Raw genomic sequence first — 17263 nt, forward strand, 5'->3', positions numbered from 1 at the left:
AATAATTTATCAGTTATAAGACAATTTAATCTATTGAATTAATAATAGTTATAGTTATTGAATAAACAATTTAGGTAGAGGATTAATATGACAAGTACAATTTTACAAAATGTACCGATTGGACAAAAAGTTGGTATTGCTTTTTCAGGGGGGTTAGATACTTCTGCTGCTTTACTTTGGATGAAGAAAAAAGGATGCACCCCCTATGCTTATACAGCGAACTTAGGACAACCTGATGAAATAGATTATGAAGCAATCCCTAAAAAAGCTTTGCAATACGGTGCTGAAAAAGCAAGGTTAATTGACTGTCGTCCACAATTAGCTCAAGAAGGTATTGCTGCTATTCAATGTGGTGCTTTCCACATTAGTACTGGAGGTGTGACTTATTTTAATACAACACCTATTGGGAGAGCTGTTACTGGGACGATACTTGTACAAGCTATGCAAGAAGATGATGTGAATATTTGGGGAGATGGTAGCACCTACAAGGGCAATGATATTGAACGATTTTACCGCTATGGTTTAATCACCAACCCTAATCTATCTATCTATAAGCCATGGTTAGATGACCAATTCATTAGTGAATTAGGTGGTCGTGCTGAAATGTCTCAGTTTTTAATTGATAATGGTTTTGATTATAAAATGTCTAAAGAAAAAGCATACTCCACTGATTCCAATATGCTCGGTGCCACACATGAGGCTAAGGATTTAGAATATTTAAATAGTAATGTGTACTTGGTTAAACCAATTATGGGGGTTGCTTTTTGGAATCATGATATTAAGATTCAAACAGAAGAAGTAACTATTCGCTTTGAAGAAGGGATTCCAGTTGCTATTAATAATAAGTCCTACCCTAATTTAGTAGAGCTAATTCTTGAATTAAATACCATTGGGGGTCGTCATGGAATAGGTATGAGCGATCAAATTGAAAATAGAATTATTGAAGCTAAATCTCGTGGTATTTATGAAGCACCTGCCATGGCTTTACTATATGTTAGCTACGAACGTTTGGTCACTGGCATTCATAATGAGGATACTATTGAACAGTATAGAATTAATGGATTACGTTTAGGTCGACTATTATATCAAGGCCGTTGGTTTGATTCACAAGCACTCATGTTACGCGAAACAGCACAACGTTGGGTGGCTAAAGCAATCACCGGAGAAGTAACTCTAGAATTACGCCGTGGTAATGACTATTCGATTTTAAATACAGAATCGCCTAATTTAACCTATCATCCTGAACGTCTCACCATGGAAAAAGAGAATGCATCTTTTACACCAAAAGACAGAATCGGGCAACTAACCATGCGTAATTTGGATATTACAGATTCTAGAGATAAATTAACGCTTTATAGTGAAACTGGTTTGATAAAATTAGGAGAAGATTCAATCATTCCTACTATTAAAAAAAAATAGCATATTAAGTGAATTACAGGCATAAGATATTTACTATCTACATGCCTGTATGATATAAATTTTGTATCAATATTACTGTATTGGGACAGAGGTCTAAAGTTAAGATCAACTACGCTTAGGTATAATGATAGCCTTTTGAATCACCCCCCAATAGGACTCACAGTCACCTAAATAGACTCCCTGTCAAGTGTGATACTTTCTTACTTTTCCGACTCGATTGTGATATTCCAAGGCTGTTTATAGATTTAAAGTATTGACTATTAACTAACAAATATTGGTAAGCAACATTTTTTTATTATTTTAGGGTAGAATGGTGGAACCTCGAATATTAAGGATAGATTATGAAAAAAGAATTTTTGCTCATCAGTTGTCTTACCCCTATTTTGAGTACTTGTGCTTCTACTGAGAAAAATCCAACTATCGCTCAACAGTTAAAAATCAAATGTGAGATGAATGATTACAATGCTTGTAACGACTTGGGCTATTTGAATGAATATGGCATGAGTTTAGCAGTAAATAAGCAAGCTGCTTTTGATTTATACAAACGATCCTGTAACGGTAATAGTCCTCAAGGTTGTAATAATCTCGGACGATATTATGCTTTTGGAACAGACGATATTGTTAAAATAGACCTGAACAAAGCAATTGAACTATTTAATAAAGCCTGTCAATTAGGTGAAAAACCTGCATGTAGCAATTTAAATATTTTATTGTTACAAAATAATAAAAAGAAATAGACTGAATCAAAAAACCACTTATGACTGAGTGGTTTTTTTATTTTATTCAAAATATCTGTCATTAATACTAAAAATATTATTATCAATGTGATACAAACTATTGAAATCATGATTAACGGTATTATTGTCATAGTACACAATGTTATTGTGTGCTGTTAGTCTAATAAATTATAATGAGTCAAGTTATAGACTATCTTTTCCTTTCTTATGAAAAAAAGTATTTTGGTTATATTAGTAGTCATTATTTTGTTAGTATCAGTGATTGGGATCAGTATGTATATTTCACATAGAAACATTTCTAAAAAAAAAATTAATACCCAAAACCAATATAGTCTGGATTTAATTATAAATAACCAAATTAATGAAGCAATTAATTTTGTCGACAATAATATTGCTAGTAGTCTTGTCCAGTCATTGATGGAAAATCAATGTCAGCTAAAATTTTATTCTAGATCAGAGCCACTAAAATCTAAATATGCCAGTTTCTATATCGAAGGGGAGCCAGTTCTCGCTAATATAGACGATCCTTATGCTGATAGTGGCTGTTTGGTTAGAATAACTTACGGTCAAGGATCTGTTAATAATTACTCAAATGAAATTAAGGATAAGGTATTATATTTAAGTTTTACTAATGGGGGGAATTTTATCATTGTCCCTAAAAAAACTACCTTAGAGAGAAAACAGTGGCCTGTTAATAAAATTCCTAAAAATTAATCAGTTATAAAAAATCCACCAGTACTAGTTGGTAGATTCGCTTAGTTCTGGAATATTGAAATTTTGATGTTTACTCTCTCTGGTTTCAAGAATGCAGTCGGTTATTCTGGATAATGAAAACATTATCTAAAAGAAGGCAATGTAATAGACAAATATCAACATTAAGAGAGTAAAAGAATTTGGTATAAAATATGATTACATTTTGATCTTTTTCATCCGAATCGGATATGTACTACATCAGTGTGAGATGCAACAAATTATGGTACTAATTGGCCATTTTAGCCACTTGAAAAAATAGTGTTCTAAATTTGATTTGAATAAAGAAACTAGCTTTTATCTAATACAATAGAAAATACTATGTAGCAGAATACGTAAAGAATGGTTAAAAATCACAACCAATATAACTTCCTCCGATGGCTTTGGAAAGGTTACCCCAGTAGAGTTGCGCCAACCACATAAGGCAAGAGCACTCATCTATTCAAGAAAATATAGTCAAAAAATGTCACAAATAAAATATAACATTAATGATCATTATAACTATCCAATGAGCACCATAAAAATGGATAGAGGAGGAAGAGATACTCGATATCGAACATCCTAAATATCTGTATGTATTGATTTAACTACCCAGAAAAAAAACATGTCGAGTAGGTTATATCAATTTTTTGAAAGAAGAATAAAACATATACTTATCTAAGATAGGTTATATCTTATTGTTTTACTTAAAATAAGAAACTGAAAAACCAGTAAAATTAATCAATGAATTTTTATTGACAAGACTGTGAGCCCCAGATTAAAACATGGGCGTCTTAATCTTAAGATAGATAATATAATTTGCCTTTTATCGATATATTCACAAATATTTTAAGCGCTGTACGTCACATTATTTTAACTTTCATGTCCATTTTGAGACCATTTATTGAGTTTCATTGACAATAAAACTTATAACAGCCGATATCTAATTGGTATATCCAACCACCTCGACATAATCCAATCCATATCATATTCTTGAATATAAAGTTCTCGCCCATATATATATTGTATGGCAATACGTTATGTACATCCACATCTATCCAAGTATAGTAATATTAATACATTTGCTTAAAGGAAATCATTATGAGAGAAGATAAATTGACTAACAAATTTCGGCAAGCACTAATGGAAGCTCAGAGTCTTGCCCTAGCAAATGATAATGCCTACATAGAGGCTACACATGTTTTGAAAATTCTATTACAGGATAAAGGCATTGTGAGTTTATTATCTCAAGCCAATATTAATGTGATTCAATTAAAAAAAGGGGTTGATGATATAATTAAACAACTTCCAAAAGTAACAGGAGGTAATGCGGGAGAGATATCCATTTCTAGGCAATTAGTCAATATTCTTAATGTCATGGATAAGTACGCAACTCAAAACAATGATAGCTTTATTGCGACAGAGTTATTTTTCCCTGCATTAATTGAAGTTAATCAACAAATAGGACAACTTCTAATTAAAAATGGTGGAAATCTGGAAACTATCAATCAAACTATTAAACAAATTAGGGGGAATGAGCCAGTGAACAATGAAAATGCGGAAGATCAAAGAGAAGCATTAAAAAAATATACCATTAATCTGACACAAAAAGCACGTGATGGGAAAATCGATCCTGTCATTGGTCGAGATGATGAAATTCGTCGTACCATGCAAGTCTTACAAAGAAGAACTAAAAATAATCCGGTTTTAATTGGTGAACCCGGAGTTGGTAAAACTGCTATTGTAGAAGGCTTGGCACAAAGAATTGTAGATGGTGAAGTACCTGAGAGTATGCGTGACAAAGAACTATTAGAACTAGATTTAGCTCAATTAGTTGCTGGTGCAAAATACAGGGGAGAGTTTGAAGAACGATTAAAATCTGTTTTAAAGGAAATTGAGCAGTCAAAAAATGCTCCTGTTGTTTTTATTGATGAATTACATAATCTAGTAGGTACTGGCAAATCAGAAGGTGCAATGGATGCTGGTAATATGCTAAAACCAGCTCTGGCAAGAGGGGAACTACACATGATTGGAGCTACAACTTTAGATGAATATCGCCAGTATATTGAAAAAGACCCTGCCCTTGAAAGACGTTTCCAAAAAGTTCTAGTACAAGAACCTACAGTTGAAGATACAGTTTCTATTCTAAGAGGTCTACAAAAACGCTATGAAACACATCATGGAGTAGAAATTACTGACCCTGCTCTAGTGGCTGCTGCCATTTTATCTAATCGTTATATCACTGATCGTTATTTACCTGATAAGGCTATTGATTTGATAGATGAAGCAGCCAGTCGTATCAAAATAGAGATAGACTCTAAACCTGAGGAAATGGATCGTATTGATCGTAAGTTAATTCAATTAAAGATGGAAAGAATGCATTTAACACAAGAAAATGATGAAGCTAGTAAAAAACGTCTTGCCATTATTGATGAAGAAATTACTTCTCTCAAAAAAGAGTATGCCAACCTAGAAGAAATATGGCTGGATGAAAAAACTGCTTCTGAAGGTGGTGCCAGTCTTAAGAAAAAAATTGAAGAGGTTAACAACCAAATTAACCGCTATACGCGTGAAGGTAATCTAGAAGAAGCCTCTAAATTAAAATATGGTGAATTACCACAGTTAATGGCTCAACTCAAAACAATAGAACAAAATGATTCTACTACTCAAAAACCTAGAAATATCTTATTTAAAACCAAAGTAACGGAAGATGAAATTGCTGATATTGTATCTCGTATGACAGGTATACCTGTATCAAAGATGGTACAAGGTGAAAAAGAAAAACTATTACATATGGAAAATGAGCTTCATAAAAGAGTTATTGGTCAAAATGAAGCTATATATGCTGTTTCAAATGCTATTCGTCGCTCAAGATCTGGTATCTCTGATCCCAACCAACCTATTGCTAGCTTCCTATTCTTAGGGCCAACAGGAGTAGGCAAAACAGAATTAAGTAAATCATTAGCTCAATTTATGTTTGGTAGTGAGGGGCATCTTATTCGCATTGATATGTCTGAGTACATGGAGAAACACTCAGTTTCTCGTCTGATTGGTGCTCCCCCAGGATATGTAGGCTATGAACAAGGCGGGTATCTAACAGAACAGGTCAGACGTAACCCATATAGCGTTGTTCTACTGGATGAAGTGGAAAAAGCACATCCTGATGTATTCAATATTTTATTACAAATATTAGATGATGGTCGCTTGACTGATGGTCATGGAAGAACAGTTGATTTTACTAATACCATTATTATTATGACTTCAAATATTGGTAGTGATCAGATCCATTCTCTTGGTCGACACACAGAATACCAAACCATGAAAAAAGCTGTTATGGAACATGTTGAAAGGTTCTTTAGACCTGAATTAATTAACCGCATAGACGAAATTATAGTATTCCATGCCTTAAATCAGGAGAATATTAAAGAAATTGCCGAGATCCAGTTGAGGACTTTAAATAAACGTCTAAACGAAAATGATTTATATTTATCGTATGATAATGGCTTATTGAATTGTCTAGCTCAAGTTGGTTTTGATCCAGTGTATGGTGCTCGACCACTCAAAAGAGCCATTCAAACGGAAATAGAAAATCCTCTTGCTTCTGCTCTTATTTCTGGGAAATATCCCCCAGGAAGTACTATAACGGTGAGTATTGAGAATAATGAAGCTGTTTTCAAATAATTAATCATTTAAACTAAGGAGCAGAATGTAAATTTAAATATTACAATTCTGCCCTTTAAACTATCTACCCAATAAAAAAACCTAGCCATCATGATTTAAAAATTTAATCACTAAAGCAAAACTGCTATTGTCCATGACACCAATATTCACTCTTAAATACAAGTTGAATGTTTCTTTACCAGTTCTCTTGTTCAGACATTCACCAAATAAAAAAAACAGTTATCTGTACTCAAAAGTTTTTCCAGTATATTGATTCACCATTAAAGCAGTGTGCATCAATCGAACATTGCTCCTTTCTGTTAATAAAGAGCTACATCTTTGTTATTCCCTTAAAAAAGCAAGATACTACAATACAAATATAGACTATCTGCAAACTCAATCAAAGCATTATGTACAATCACTTCAAATTCCCTACCAAATTTTACCCTACAAAACGAGAGGATTAATGCCTTGTTCTTCTAAACTAGTATGATAATTAGGTAAGCCATCATCTAACTCCAATGGCTGCTCTAAAATACGCACATTATCTACCAAGCAAGCCCTCAACAAAATAATTAGGTCTCCTATTATTTCATCTATTTGGTCACAAGAAGTCAACTGCCAATGGTAATCAACAAATTTTTTGTTATCTTCTAATGCCTGTATACGAATTTCTAGCATTCCGCCCTTTTTTGTTGCTATCACTACAGCAATCCTATGTCCCATCAATTTAATATTTCTAATTGTATTGGTCACAAAAATATCTAAATCCATTTTTTTTTGTACGTAAGATCCTTCTGTTAATCCTTGTAAAGGGCTATTGATTGGTAAAGGATTAACGAATGGTGTAGTACCTTTCTCAAGAAAATATTTATTCCAAAACTGCATTATTGGCATAGTATTTTTCCTTAGGTTAATCAATTTCTTAATTTCCCATGATCCATAACCAAATATAAAGCCTAATTTGACTTCATAGGTAACCTCAAGTACTATTGAACTAATTTTATTTTGTAAATTCTTTAATAAATTATCAGGATTGTATTTTGCGTCATACCATTCATCAGCCTTAATTTGTGAAATATTATCTGCTAGTATGATTGAATCTAGCCAATTAATTTTTCGAATGATACGCCCATAGATATCTTGTAATATATCTTGAAAATGAGTTAAAGGTATTTCTAAGGAAATAGTTTTTTTATCCTTATTTCCTAATACCATAACTAACGGCATAACAATAAATTGGTTTTCATTTTCTTGTGCCATTAATATATCATCCAATTGATTAAAAAGAATCTGATAATGTTTTCTAGATGGTGCCAATGAAAGAGCAACAGATAAACTCAAATAATGATGATTTTTAAGCATCTGAGTTATAGATTTTTGTAAAGATTGTTGTGCCATTTTTTGACTTAACTGACACTGACTATTAATAATTTGTTCTACATACCATAATAGTTCGTTCTTATTTTTATTTTCAGAATAGGGTCTAGTATCGACAATATTATATTTCATTGATTTTCACTTCAGCGTTTTATTCGTTATATAAAGTTATTTTAGCAGGTTCCCCAAAAGATATTATATCTTTTATATATGAACTAAATTAGCCTATAATATGGCATTTATGGTACGAAAGATACTCATGAAGTCATCTTCCCTTTTATTAGGCCGTAATTCAATTAGGTCTTCCAATATCATGCTTCCAGGATCAAAAAGCATCAGTAATCGAGTTTTATTATTAGCTGCTTTAAGCAAGGGCGAGTGTCATTTACACAATGTTTTGGATTCTGATGACACACAATATATGCAAAAAGCACTAAAATTTCTGGGGATTGATATTAAAAATATCAATCAAAATGAAATAATGATTAAAGGCAATCAAGGCAATTTTACTGTAAAAGAAGCTGATTTGTTCCTAGGTAATGCGGGTACTGCATTTCGCCCACTTACTTCAGTGTTGGCATTACAAGACGGATATTATCGCATACATGGGACGACTCGTATGCATGAACGTCCTATCAAAGACTTAGTAGACTCACTTCAAACAATGGGTTCAAACATTAAATATTTAAAGCAATCTGGCTATCCCCCATTGAAAATCGAACCATTTAAATATAATGGAATAAGTACTGTAACTGTCAATGGTAATGTGTCTAGCCAATTTCTAACTGCCCTGTTAATGGCAGCACCTTTACTAAAACAAGAAATTGAAATTCAAGTCATAGGTGATTTAATCTCTAAACCCTATATCGATATTACTTTAAATATAATGGCGAAATTTGGAATCAATATCCATAATCACTCCTTTAAATCATTTACAATTCCCAATAATAGTGAATATATTGCTCCTAAAAGTTATTATATTGAAAGCGATGCTTCTAGTGCTTCTTATTTCCTAGCTGCTGCCTTTTTAACCGGAACCCCCTTAACACTAGAGGGTATGGGTCAAGATAGCATTCAAGGGGATATCGAATTTGCTTATGAATTAGAAAAACTAGGCGCACACCTATATATGACAAAACAATCTATTACTTTGTCCCGTAATAATAAACTTGCTATTCCTGCATTTGACATTGACGCTATCAATATTCCTGATGCTGCCATGACATTTTGTATCATTGCACTTGTGGCCAATGGTACTTCAACCATCAGAAATATTGCTAGCTGGAAAGTGAAAGAAACCGATAGGATTGAAGCGATGAAAAAGGAACTAGAAAAATTAGGTGCTACCATACAAACGACAGAAAATAGTATTCAAATCACCCCCCCTTCAATTATCAGTCCAAATATTGCTATTGACACATACGATGATCATAGAATGGCCATGTGTTTCTCTTTAGTATCACTACTTAATACCCCCATCATTATCAATAACCCAGAATGTGTCAATAAGACCTTCCCTAATTTTTTTAAAGTACTTGCTAGTCTTTGATAAAAAATAATTTATTAAATCTTGTATAATTTATTGCTATAATAGTCGAATCATTTAGATTAAATAATATTAATGAGTTCAGATCAAGATACAAATGTACAGATTGAAACTGCTAGAGAGGTATTGTACATAGAAGGTAGTGCCCTCTTACAAATGTCTGATTATTTAGATAAATCTTTTTCCAAAGCGATCCAAACTATATTGAAGTGCCAAGGACGTACTATCTTAACTGGAATGGGAAAGTCAGGCCATATCGCTAATAAGATTGCTTCTACCCTAGCATCCACAGGCACACCTGCTTTTTTTGTACATCCAGCGGAAGCAGCACACGGTGATTTAGGAATGATTGTGGCTGGAGATATTGTTATTGCTTTATCTAATTCAGGTGAAAGTGATGAAATTTTGACTTTGGTTCCAGCATTAAAGAGAAAAGGTGTTACCATTATAGCAATCACAGGCCGAGAACAATCTACCTTAGCTAAAATTTCAGATATTCATATCTTTGCTAGAATCAATCAGGAGGCTTGTCCTTTAGGCCTAGCACCGACAACAAGTACTACAGTTAGCTTGGCTATTGGCGATGCAATTGCAGTGTGTTTATTAAAAGAAAGACACTTTACTTCCAATGATTTTGCTCTATCTCATCCTGCTGGTAGCTTAGGTAAAAGCCTTCTAATAAAAGCAGAAGATATTATGATCAAGGAGGATGATACACCAGTTGTGTCAACCAATGCTACCTTAAAAGATGTCATTATTGTAATGACCAATAAAGGCTTAGGTTTGGCGATTATAACTGATACAGAGAAACATGTTTTAGGTATATTCACTGATGGAGATTTAAGACGACTATTTCAAAATGAGCAAGAAATAAAAAATCTAGTTATTAAAGATATTATGACTACCCTACCTAAAACTATTTCAAAAGATATTTTGGCAAGTGAAGCATTGCACCTCATGCAAAAACATAAAATTGCCTCACTATTGGTAATTAATAATAATAATCAATTACTTGGAGTATTGACCATGCATCAACTTCTTAAAGCAGGAATCGTTTAATGGATTTCTACATTCCATTATTAACTGATACAGTTGTCCAACGAGCTAAAGGCATTAAGTTATTGATTATGGACGTAGATGGTGTGCTTTCTGATGGAAAAGTTTATTACACCGCATCAGAAAAAATAATCAAAGGATTTTTTGTTAGGGATGGTTTAGGTATTGTGCTTTTACACCAAAATAATGTACAAACTGCTATTATTACAGGTAGAGATGATGCTTGTGTTAGATTAAGAGCACAAGAGTTAAATATTAAACACTATTTTGCGGGTTATACTAATAAAAATATTGCTTTTAATAAACTGATGGCACAAACAGGACTCCAATATCCTGAAATTGCTTATATCGGGGATGATATCATCGATCTACCCATTATAACTAAAGTTGGATTAGCGGTAGCAGTGAAAGACGCTCACCCTAGCATAAAACCCTATTGCCACTATGTCACAAACAATATTGCTGGGCAAGGTGCTGTAAGAGAACTTTGTGATATCATATTATACGCACGTAATAAGTTAACCGCAGTTATGGATCAATTTATGCTATGAAATCTTGGTTAAATTCTATTATTTTCCCAACATTATTAAGTATTTTATTAGTCATATTTACCTTGTGGTTTAATAAAGTAACACTATTAGTGGATGAAAATTTTTCTGGCTTTAAAAATCCACCAATAACTACCATGTATAATGCTAGCATTAGAAGTTTTAATATCGATGGAACATTAGAAAACGATATTTATGCCAACAAAATGACCCAAATAAAAAACTCCAATTCTTTTGTGTTAGAAGATTCAGAAATCACACGTTATACCAATGGTAAGATGCTTCAAAGTGTCACTGCAAAGCAAGCCAGTTTTGATGATAACACCAAGAAAATTAGATTAACCGGAGATCCTAAGAGTGGTCAAAATAATGGTAGAGTGGAGATTATTATCAATGAAATATAATAAAATCATATTAATCACAATTATGCTAAGTCTGAACTTAAATTCAATTCTTGCTAAAAAATCTGACCGAGATCTTCCTATAAAAATCCTTACTGACAATGCTGAAGGTAACTTAGATGCTAGCAATGTTCAAATATTCGGAAACATTACAATTGAGCAAGGTACTTTATTAATACATGCCAATAAGGTTAACTATAAAGGAATAGCTAACAAAAACCAAATGATTAACACATCAGGCAATCCAGCTACTTTCCAACAAGTATTAGACACTAAAGATCAAGGAGGTAAGAATCAAGTACTAAAGGCGAGAGCTAACAATATTGTCTATAACGGCCAAACAGGGAATGTAACAATGCAAGGTGATGCCCATTTAAATATTGGGAACAATACGATATCTGGTAATAAAATTGACTACAATACTATTACTGAAAAATACAAAGTAAGTTCTAGCAAAAATAAAAAGGCAAGTATTGTGATCTATCCTAAGAAGTAAAAATCATATTGGGTAATGTCAATGAAAAATTCAGTTTCAACTTTAAACATAATACGTATTAGCAAAAAGATACAAAAAAAACAAATTGTCAAAGATATCTCGCTCTCTGTACAAAGTGGACAAATTGTCAGCCTACTTGGCTCTAATGGTGCTGGTAAAACCACATTATTCTATATTATTGTGGGGCTAGTAGCTGCAGATTCTGGAAAAATTCTTTTAGATGACAATAATATTATAAATTTACCCATTCATAAACGTTCACAACTGGGTTTAGGCTACTTACCACAGGAGGCCTCTATTTTCAGAAAATTAACCGTGGAGGATAATATCCTATCTATATTAGAATTACACTACCATAAGACAGAACAAAAAAAAATGCTCAAGAAAATTATGAGTGATTTAAATATTTCTCATATTAAAAATAGCTTAGGCTTATCTGTGTCTGGTGGAGAAAGAAGACGTATTGAAATCGCTAGAGTGTTGGCAAGTAAACCTCGTTTTATTTTATTAGATGAACCATTTGCAGGTGTAGATCCATTATCTATTTCTGACATTCAAAATATTATTTTATTTTTAAAACAACAAGGAATTGGTGTTCTAATTACTGATCACAATGTAAGAGAAACATTTAAGATATGTGACTATTCATACATTATTAATAATGGGCAATTATTGGCTGAAGGCATACCCAGCGAATTGACTAATAATGAGATAGTCAAGAAAGTCTACCTAGGTGAAGAGTTTATTTTCTAAATCAGTCACAATGTTATAACTTCAGACTCCCACATGCTAATGCTTTGAGCTTTAAAGAATAAATAAGTATACTCCTTGTAAAACAATAGAATGGGTTGCATAAAAGCTATATTGGCTTATTTATCTGTGTTCATACCACACTATGGCTCAATGGTTCGATGATAGAATAACTGTTTATGATGTACTTGCAACATTGAAAAAATAAATTAAAATGAAGACTCTAATTTGTGACATAATAACAAACACAATCATCCCAAAAGCCATTTCAACCATAGCTCCCGTCTCTATATAGGATATAACTCCAGATAAAAGAGTTCTGCAATGTTTTATTAATTATTCCAACAAAGAAATATCTTGGATTAGAACTAATTTTATTCTAGTACCATTAATAAGGAAATTCTGTTCCTAAATTCATCAACCTCTATTACTTTGACCTGTAATACTTGGCCGAATTTCACTAATTCTTTGGGTGTTTTAACAAATTTCTTAGGCATTGCTGAAACATGTATTAATCCATCTTAATGAACACCAATATCAATAAATGCACCAAAATTAGTTACATTGGTAATTATCCCTTGTAAGATCATCCCTGTTTTAAGTCAGAAATTACTTGTACTGCATCATTGTGAATAACTTAAAACTCCTCACTAAGATATCAATTATGGTTTCTAATCCGAATTGTTCAGTAATATAATCCCGAGATCTGATCTTTTTTATCATATCATCATTAGCAATAAGATCATCAGCCTCAACACCAATATTTTTCAACATCCTAAACACAATTAGATAAGACTCTGGGTGAACCGCGGAAGCATCCAAAGGTTCTAATCCACCACTAATGTGTATGAATCCTACTGCTTATTCATATGTTTTGGATCCTATTCTTGGAACCTTCAATAATTCATCTCTCTTTTGAAAAGCTCCATATTGATTACGTTATTCAATAATATTTTCCGCATGCGTGTTATTGAAGGCGGCCACATAAGATAATAATGCTTCTGATACCGTGTTAACGTCCACCCCCACTGCGTTCAAATTAATTATGAAAGAGGGATCAATAATCGTACTCGTTGCATAAGGTTTACAGGGTATGATTTTCTCAAAAAAACTGGAAGATCAACTAGTGTCTGAGGCTCTACCACTTGCGCCAAAGAAGCTAATTTGACCAAAGCTAATTCTATTAATGATTTTTTGTACCAAAAGAATATGACGGGGAAACAGAAGAAGATAAATGTATTGATGAAAGTCAGGGCAATTTTGAAGCTTTGGCATTATGTTCAAAACATGCAATTAAAAAAATTAAAGAGAATATTAAGAACCAATTAATGATGTTAAACAAATCAGAAAAAATATTACTATGTTATAATGACGCTTTTTTAAAAAATTAAGTCTATTTAAAATCAAATACTTAAGTTGTAATTACTGTGACCACTTTTTAATGATTGTTTTTAATGCTATTAATGGAGTTACAGAATATTTTAATACTTCGAAAAATATAAAATATTATAAAAAAATTTTTATCCCTCTTTAGGGGGTATTAAAAAATTTTGTAAACGTCCCAGTAGAAATCTCAACTAAATATCATTTAAACCATTAGTGGCTTCTTTGCGATATCGGGTAATAAAGGGAACCTTTACACCTTTCTAAAAGTTCAACTGCTTTGTTGACCTGTTGTTCCTTCACTCCTATCTCTTGGGTAATTTTTAATCAATATTCATTATCATCCTGTATTATTCAACAATTATTAACTCTATTCTACCATTTTGTCCTGTTTATTTTAGCTAAGAATGCTAGAATACCAAGTTGTCAAGTAAAAAGAACAATCATGCGAAATCTTGTACAAGAAGCAATTCCCTATTCCGCCTTTCTAGAGCGTCTGCTACAAAGTGGTCGAGTTGATGAAACTAAACTTAACCAACTGGCCCTATCTCCTCTCCCAGATAATTTTTTAACTAACTTCGCTCCTTGGGATCAAATCATTGAACAGTTAAACGAAAGTGAATTAAAAAAACAGTTAAGGCGTTTACGAACTATTACCTTTTCTCAATTACTCATTAGAGATCTTAGTATGCAAGGGAATTTAAATGAAGTTATGCAAACTATGACGAAACTTGCTGATTTTTCACTATTAAAAGCTCAAGCATTAACTGAACAACAATATTCCCTTCGGTATGGGTACCCGATTGGATCTAATCATCAAAATATACAACATTTAACGATTATCGCTATGGGAAAAATGGGAGGCTATGAACTCAATGCTTCATCAGATATCGACATCATCTTTAGTTTCCCCGAAGATGGTATAACAAATGGTAAAAAATCCATTAGTAATCAAGATTTTTTTAGTAAAGTTGCTAAAAAAATTATTACCATAATCGATGACATTACCGAAGATGGTCGTGTTTTCAGAGTAGATACTCGACTTAGACCCAATGGTGACTCAGGCCCTATCGTGATGAGTGAAAACGGGTTAGAACACTACCTACTAAGAGAGGGTAGAGAATGGGAACGTTATGCATGGACCAAAGCTCGTGTAGTATCACCTTTCCCAAACAATATTCATACTATAGCCACACCTTTCATCTATCGAAAATATCTTGATTTCAATAGTTTTCAAGCTATGCGTAAGCTACATCAACAGATTCGTCAAGAGATATCCAGAAGTGATCTGAATGATAATATTAAACTAGGATATGGGGGTATCAGGGAAATAGAATTTATTGCACAAATATTCCAAATGATTCGTGGCGGTGAACTCACAGATTTACAAGTTAAAAGTACTGTAGAAACATTACAAAGATTACATAAATTACAAATTCTCGATGAAAAAAAAATTAACCTACTACTAAAAGCTTATTTTTTCCTCAGAAATCTAGAACATCGCCTACAATACAAAGAGGATCAACAAACTCAAAATCTACCTCAAAATTCTATAGACCAAAATCTAATCGCTAAAAGTATGGGCTTTAAACAATACGATGATTTTTTATCTCAACTTGACATTCACAGAGACAATGTGAATACTCTGTTTAATGATATTTTATACGAGCCAGATTCTGAAAACCATAAGACCAATAATGACCTAAAAAGCCTTTGGCTTGGTATTGATCAAACTGAAATACAAATTAAAACTTTAGAACAATATAAATTCCCAGAGCCAGAAAAATTTATATATCAGCTACAAAACTTCAAACAAAGTTCTGTTTACGAAAAACTTCGTCCTAATGTACAGCTACTATTCGATTCACTTATCCCAAAATACTTGCAATGTATCGCAAAACTCAATGCTGATAGTACTACTCTAGAACGAGTTATCGAATTCTCGAAAAATATCACTGGCCGGTCTTCTTATCTTACTTTCTTAAATGAATATCATGGTGTTACCTATCAACTTATTTCTATTTTGAATCAAAGCAAATGGATGAGCGATTACCTGACTAATCATCCTATCCTCTTAGATGAACTTATCAACGCTCAACTGTTAAATACAGACTTAAACTGGGAAGAGAAAAAATCAATTCTAACTCGTAAATTAAGCTTGGTACCTAATGACATCGAACAACAAATGGATATAGTACGAAAATTTCAACATTCTTTTATTTTTCGTTTAGCAGTACAAGAACTAAAAGGTTTGTGGACCGTAGAACAGCTTTCTGACCAACTATCCATTTTAGCGGATATTATACTTGATAAGGCCATAACACAAGTCTGGAATAATTACAAAAAGGCTCATATTCAAACTCCTAAATTTGGCATCATTGCTTATGGAAAACTAGGAGGTAAAGAATTGTCCTATGATTCAGATTTAGACTTAGTTTATCTATACGATGATAGCTACACAGAAGCGAACGAAATTTATAGTTGGTTTTCTTCCAGGCTAACTTCTTTTCTATCTACAACCACAAGTAGTGGCAGTTTGTATACGGTTGATTTGAGATTAAGACCTAATGGGGAAGCGGGGTTTCTTTCTACTAACTTCGAGGTTTTTGAAACCTATCAATACAATAGTGCCTGGATATGGGAACATCAAGCACTAACACGAGCTCGTTTTGTCGCAGGTGACTCACAAATTGAACATCAATTTAATCAAGTCAGAAAAAATATATTAATGCTAAAACGTAATCGAGAAGATCTTAAAAAAGAGATAGTCCAAATGAGATACAAAATGCTTAGTACCCATCCTGATGATTTTAGCAATATCAAATATGCCAGAGGTGGATTAGCTGATGTAGAGTTTATCGTACAATATATCGTCCTAGCTTATTCACATCAATATCCAGAATTAACAAAAAACTTAGGTAATATCACCCTCCTCAAAATGGCAGCTGAGCATGGCATTATTGATTCAGACTTAGCAGAAAAAGCAAGAGTTGCTTATAGAAATTATCGTAAGATCTCTCATAATAACGTATTACATGATGTACCACCGCCAGTTGATTTAATTGATTTAGAAGAGAACTATCTAAATGTAAAACAACTATGGCATCAAGTTTTCCCGGAGGACAAAAAAAACACCTACTAGCAGCCAATAGGTGTTT

16 protein-coding genes and 1 pseudogene are annotated in these 17263 nt (G+C 32.9%); 11 read left to right on the forward strand and 6 right to left on the reverse strand.

The features are described 5' to 3' along the window. Nucleotides 1-87 precede the first annotated feature (87 nt). The 4 genes from argG (at nt 88) to clpB (ending at nt 6566) form a co-directional block, all read left to right on the forward strand. Complete coding sequence (gene argG / locus GKC53_03035; protein ID QRN41119.1) at nt 88-1419, forward strand: argininosuccinate synthase; 1332 nt, start codon at nt 88-90, stop codon at nt 1417-1419. Nucleotides 1420-1760: 341 nt separating this feature from the next. Then, nucleotides 1761-2156: a hypothetical protein gene (locus GKC53_03040; GenBank protein QRN41120.1), complete on the forward strand. Its 396-nt coding sequence runs from the start codon at nt 1761-1763 to the stop codon at nt 2154-2156. 273 nt (nt 2157-2429) lie between these two features. Next, entirely contained in the window at nt 2430-2870 is a 441-nt protein-coding gene (locus GKC53_03045; GenBank protein ID QRN41121.1) for a hypothetical protein, read from the forward strand. Nucleotides 2871-3986: 1116 nt separating this feature from the next. After that, entirely contained in the window at nt 3987-6566 is a 2580-nt protein-coding gene (gene clpB, locus GKC53_03050; GenBank protein ID QRN41122.1) for an ATP-dependent chaperone ClpB, read from the forward strand. A gap of 426 nt (nt 6567-6992) precedes the next feature. Here clpB and GKC53_03055 read toward each other — a convergent pair whose 3' ends face one another. Beyond that, nucleotides 6993-8057, reverse strand: coding sequence for a hypothetical protein (locus GKC53_03055; protein QRN41123.1), 1065 nt, complete (start codon nt 8055-8057; stop codon nt 6993-6995). A 127-nt stretch (nt 8058-8184) separates the two neighbouring features. On the opposite strand from GKC53_03055, the gene aroA reads away from it, so the two are divergent. From aroA to lptB, 6 genes are all read left to right on the forward strand, one after another. Further along, complete coding sequence (aroA, locus tag GKC53_03060) at nt 8185-9474, forward strand: 3-phosphoshikimate 1-carboxyvinyltransferase (protein QRN41124.1); 1290 nt, start codon at nt 8185-8187, stop codon at nt 9472-9474. A 72-nt stretch (nt 9475-9546) separates the two neighbouring features. Beyond that, entirely contained in the window at nt 9547-10530 is a 984-nt protein-coding gene (locus GKC53_03065) for a KpsF/GutQ family sugar-phosphate isomerase (protein QRN41125.1), read from the forward strand. After that, the gene (locus tag GKC53_03070) at nt 10530-11078 is read left to right on the forward strand and encodes an HAD hydrolase family protein (GenBank protein QRN41126.1); all 549 of its coding nucleotides are present in this window, start codon (nt 10530-10532) and stop codon (nt 11076-11078) included. The genes GKC53_03065 and GKC53_03070 overlap by 1 nt, the downstream gene beginning before the upstream one ends. Further along, on the forward strand, nt 11075-11479 hold the full coding sequence (gene lptC / locus GKC53_03075) for an LPS export ABC transporter periplasmic protein LptC (protein ID QRN41127.1): 405 nt from the start codon (nt 11075-11077) through the stop codon (nt 11477-11479). Before GKC53_03070 ends, lptC begins: the two co-directional genes overlap by 4 nt. Next, nucleotides 11445-11972, forward strand: coding sequence for a lipopolysaccharide transport periplasmic protein LptA (gene lptA / locus GKC53_03080; protein QRN41128.1), 528 nt, complete (start codon nt 11445-11447; stop codon nt 11970-11972). The genes lptC and lptA overlap by 35 nt, the downstream gene beginning before the upstream one ends. A gap of 21 nt (nt 11973-11993) precedes the next feature. Then, entirely contained in the window at nt 11994-12725 is a 732-nt protein-coding gene (gene lptB / locus GKC53_03085) for an LPS export ABC transporter ATP-binding protein (protein QRN41129.1), read from the forward strand. A 371-nt stretch (nt 12726-13096) separates the two neighbouring features. Here the strand turns inward: lptB and GKC53_03090 are convergent, their stop codons facing one another. The 5 genes and pseudogenes from GKC53_03090 to GKC53_03110 all read right to left on the reverse strand — a co-directional run bounded on the left by GKC53_03090 (nt 13097) and on the right by GKC53_03110 (nt 14426). Beyond that, entirely contained in the window at nt 13097-13219 is a 123-nt protein-coding gene (locus GKC53_03090) for a S1 RNA-binding domain-containing protein (GenBank protein ID QRN41130.1), read from the reverse strand. A gap of 24 nt (nt 13220-13243) precedes the next feature. Then, nucleotides 13244-13312, reverse strand: coding sequence for a S1 RNA-binding domain-containing protein (locus tag GKC53_03095; GenBank protein QRN41824.1), 69 nt, complete (start codon nt 13310-13312; stop codon nt 13244-13246). A gap of 19 nt (nt 13313-13331) precedes the next feature. Next, nucleotides 13332-13544, reverse strand: a complete 213-nt coding sequence (locus GKC53_03100) for a hypothetical protein (GenBank protein QRN41131.1) — start codon at nt 13542-13544, stop codon at nt 13332-13334. 117 nt (nt 13545-13661) lie between these two features. Beyond that, the gene (locus GKC53_03105; GenBank protein ID QRN41825.1) at nt 13662-13820 is read right to left on the reverse strand and encodes a hypothetical protein; all 159 of its coding nucleotides are present in this window, start codon (nt 13818-13820) and stop codon (nt 13662-13664) included. Between the two features lie 479 nt (nt 13821-14299). Then, nucleotides 14300-14426: pseudogene (locus GKC53_03110) on the reverse strand (hypothetical protein). Between the two features lie 124 nt (nt 14427-14550). On the opposite strand from GKC53_03110, the gene glnE reads away from it, so the two are divergent. Continuing rightward, entirely contained in the window at nt 14551-17247 is a 2697-nt protein-coding gene (glnE, locus tag GKC53_03115) for a bifunctional [glutamate--ammonia ligase]-adenylyl-L-tyrosine phosphorylase/[glutamate--ammonia-ligase] adenylyltransferase (GenBank protein ID QRN41132.1), read from the forward strand. The last annotated feature ends 16 nt before the right edge of the window (nt 17248-17263 follow it).

The organism is Neisseriaceae bacterium (assembly GCA_016864895.1).
Lineage (GTDB): Bacteria > Pseudomonadota > Gammaproteobacteria > Burkholderiales > Neisseriaceae > QFNR01.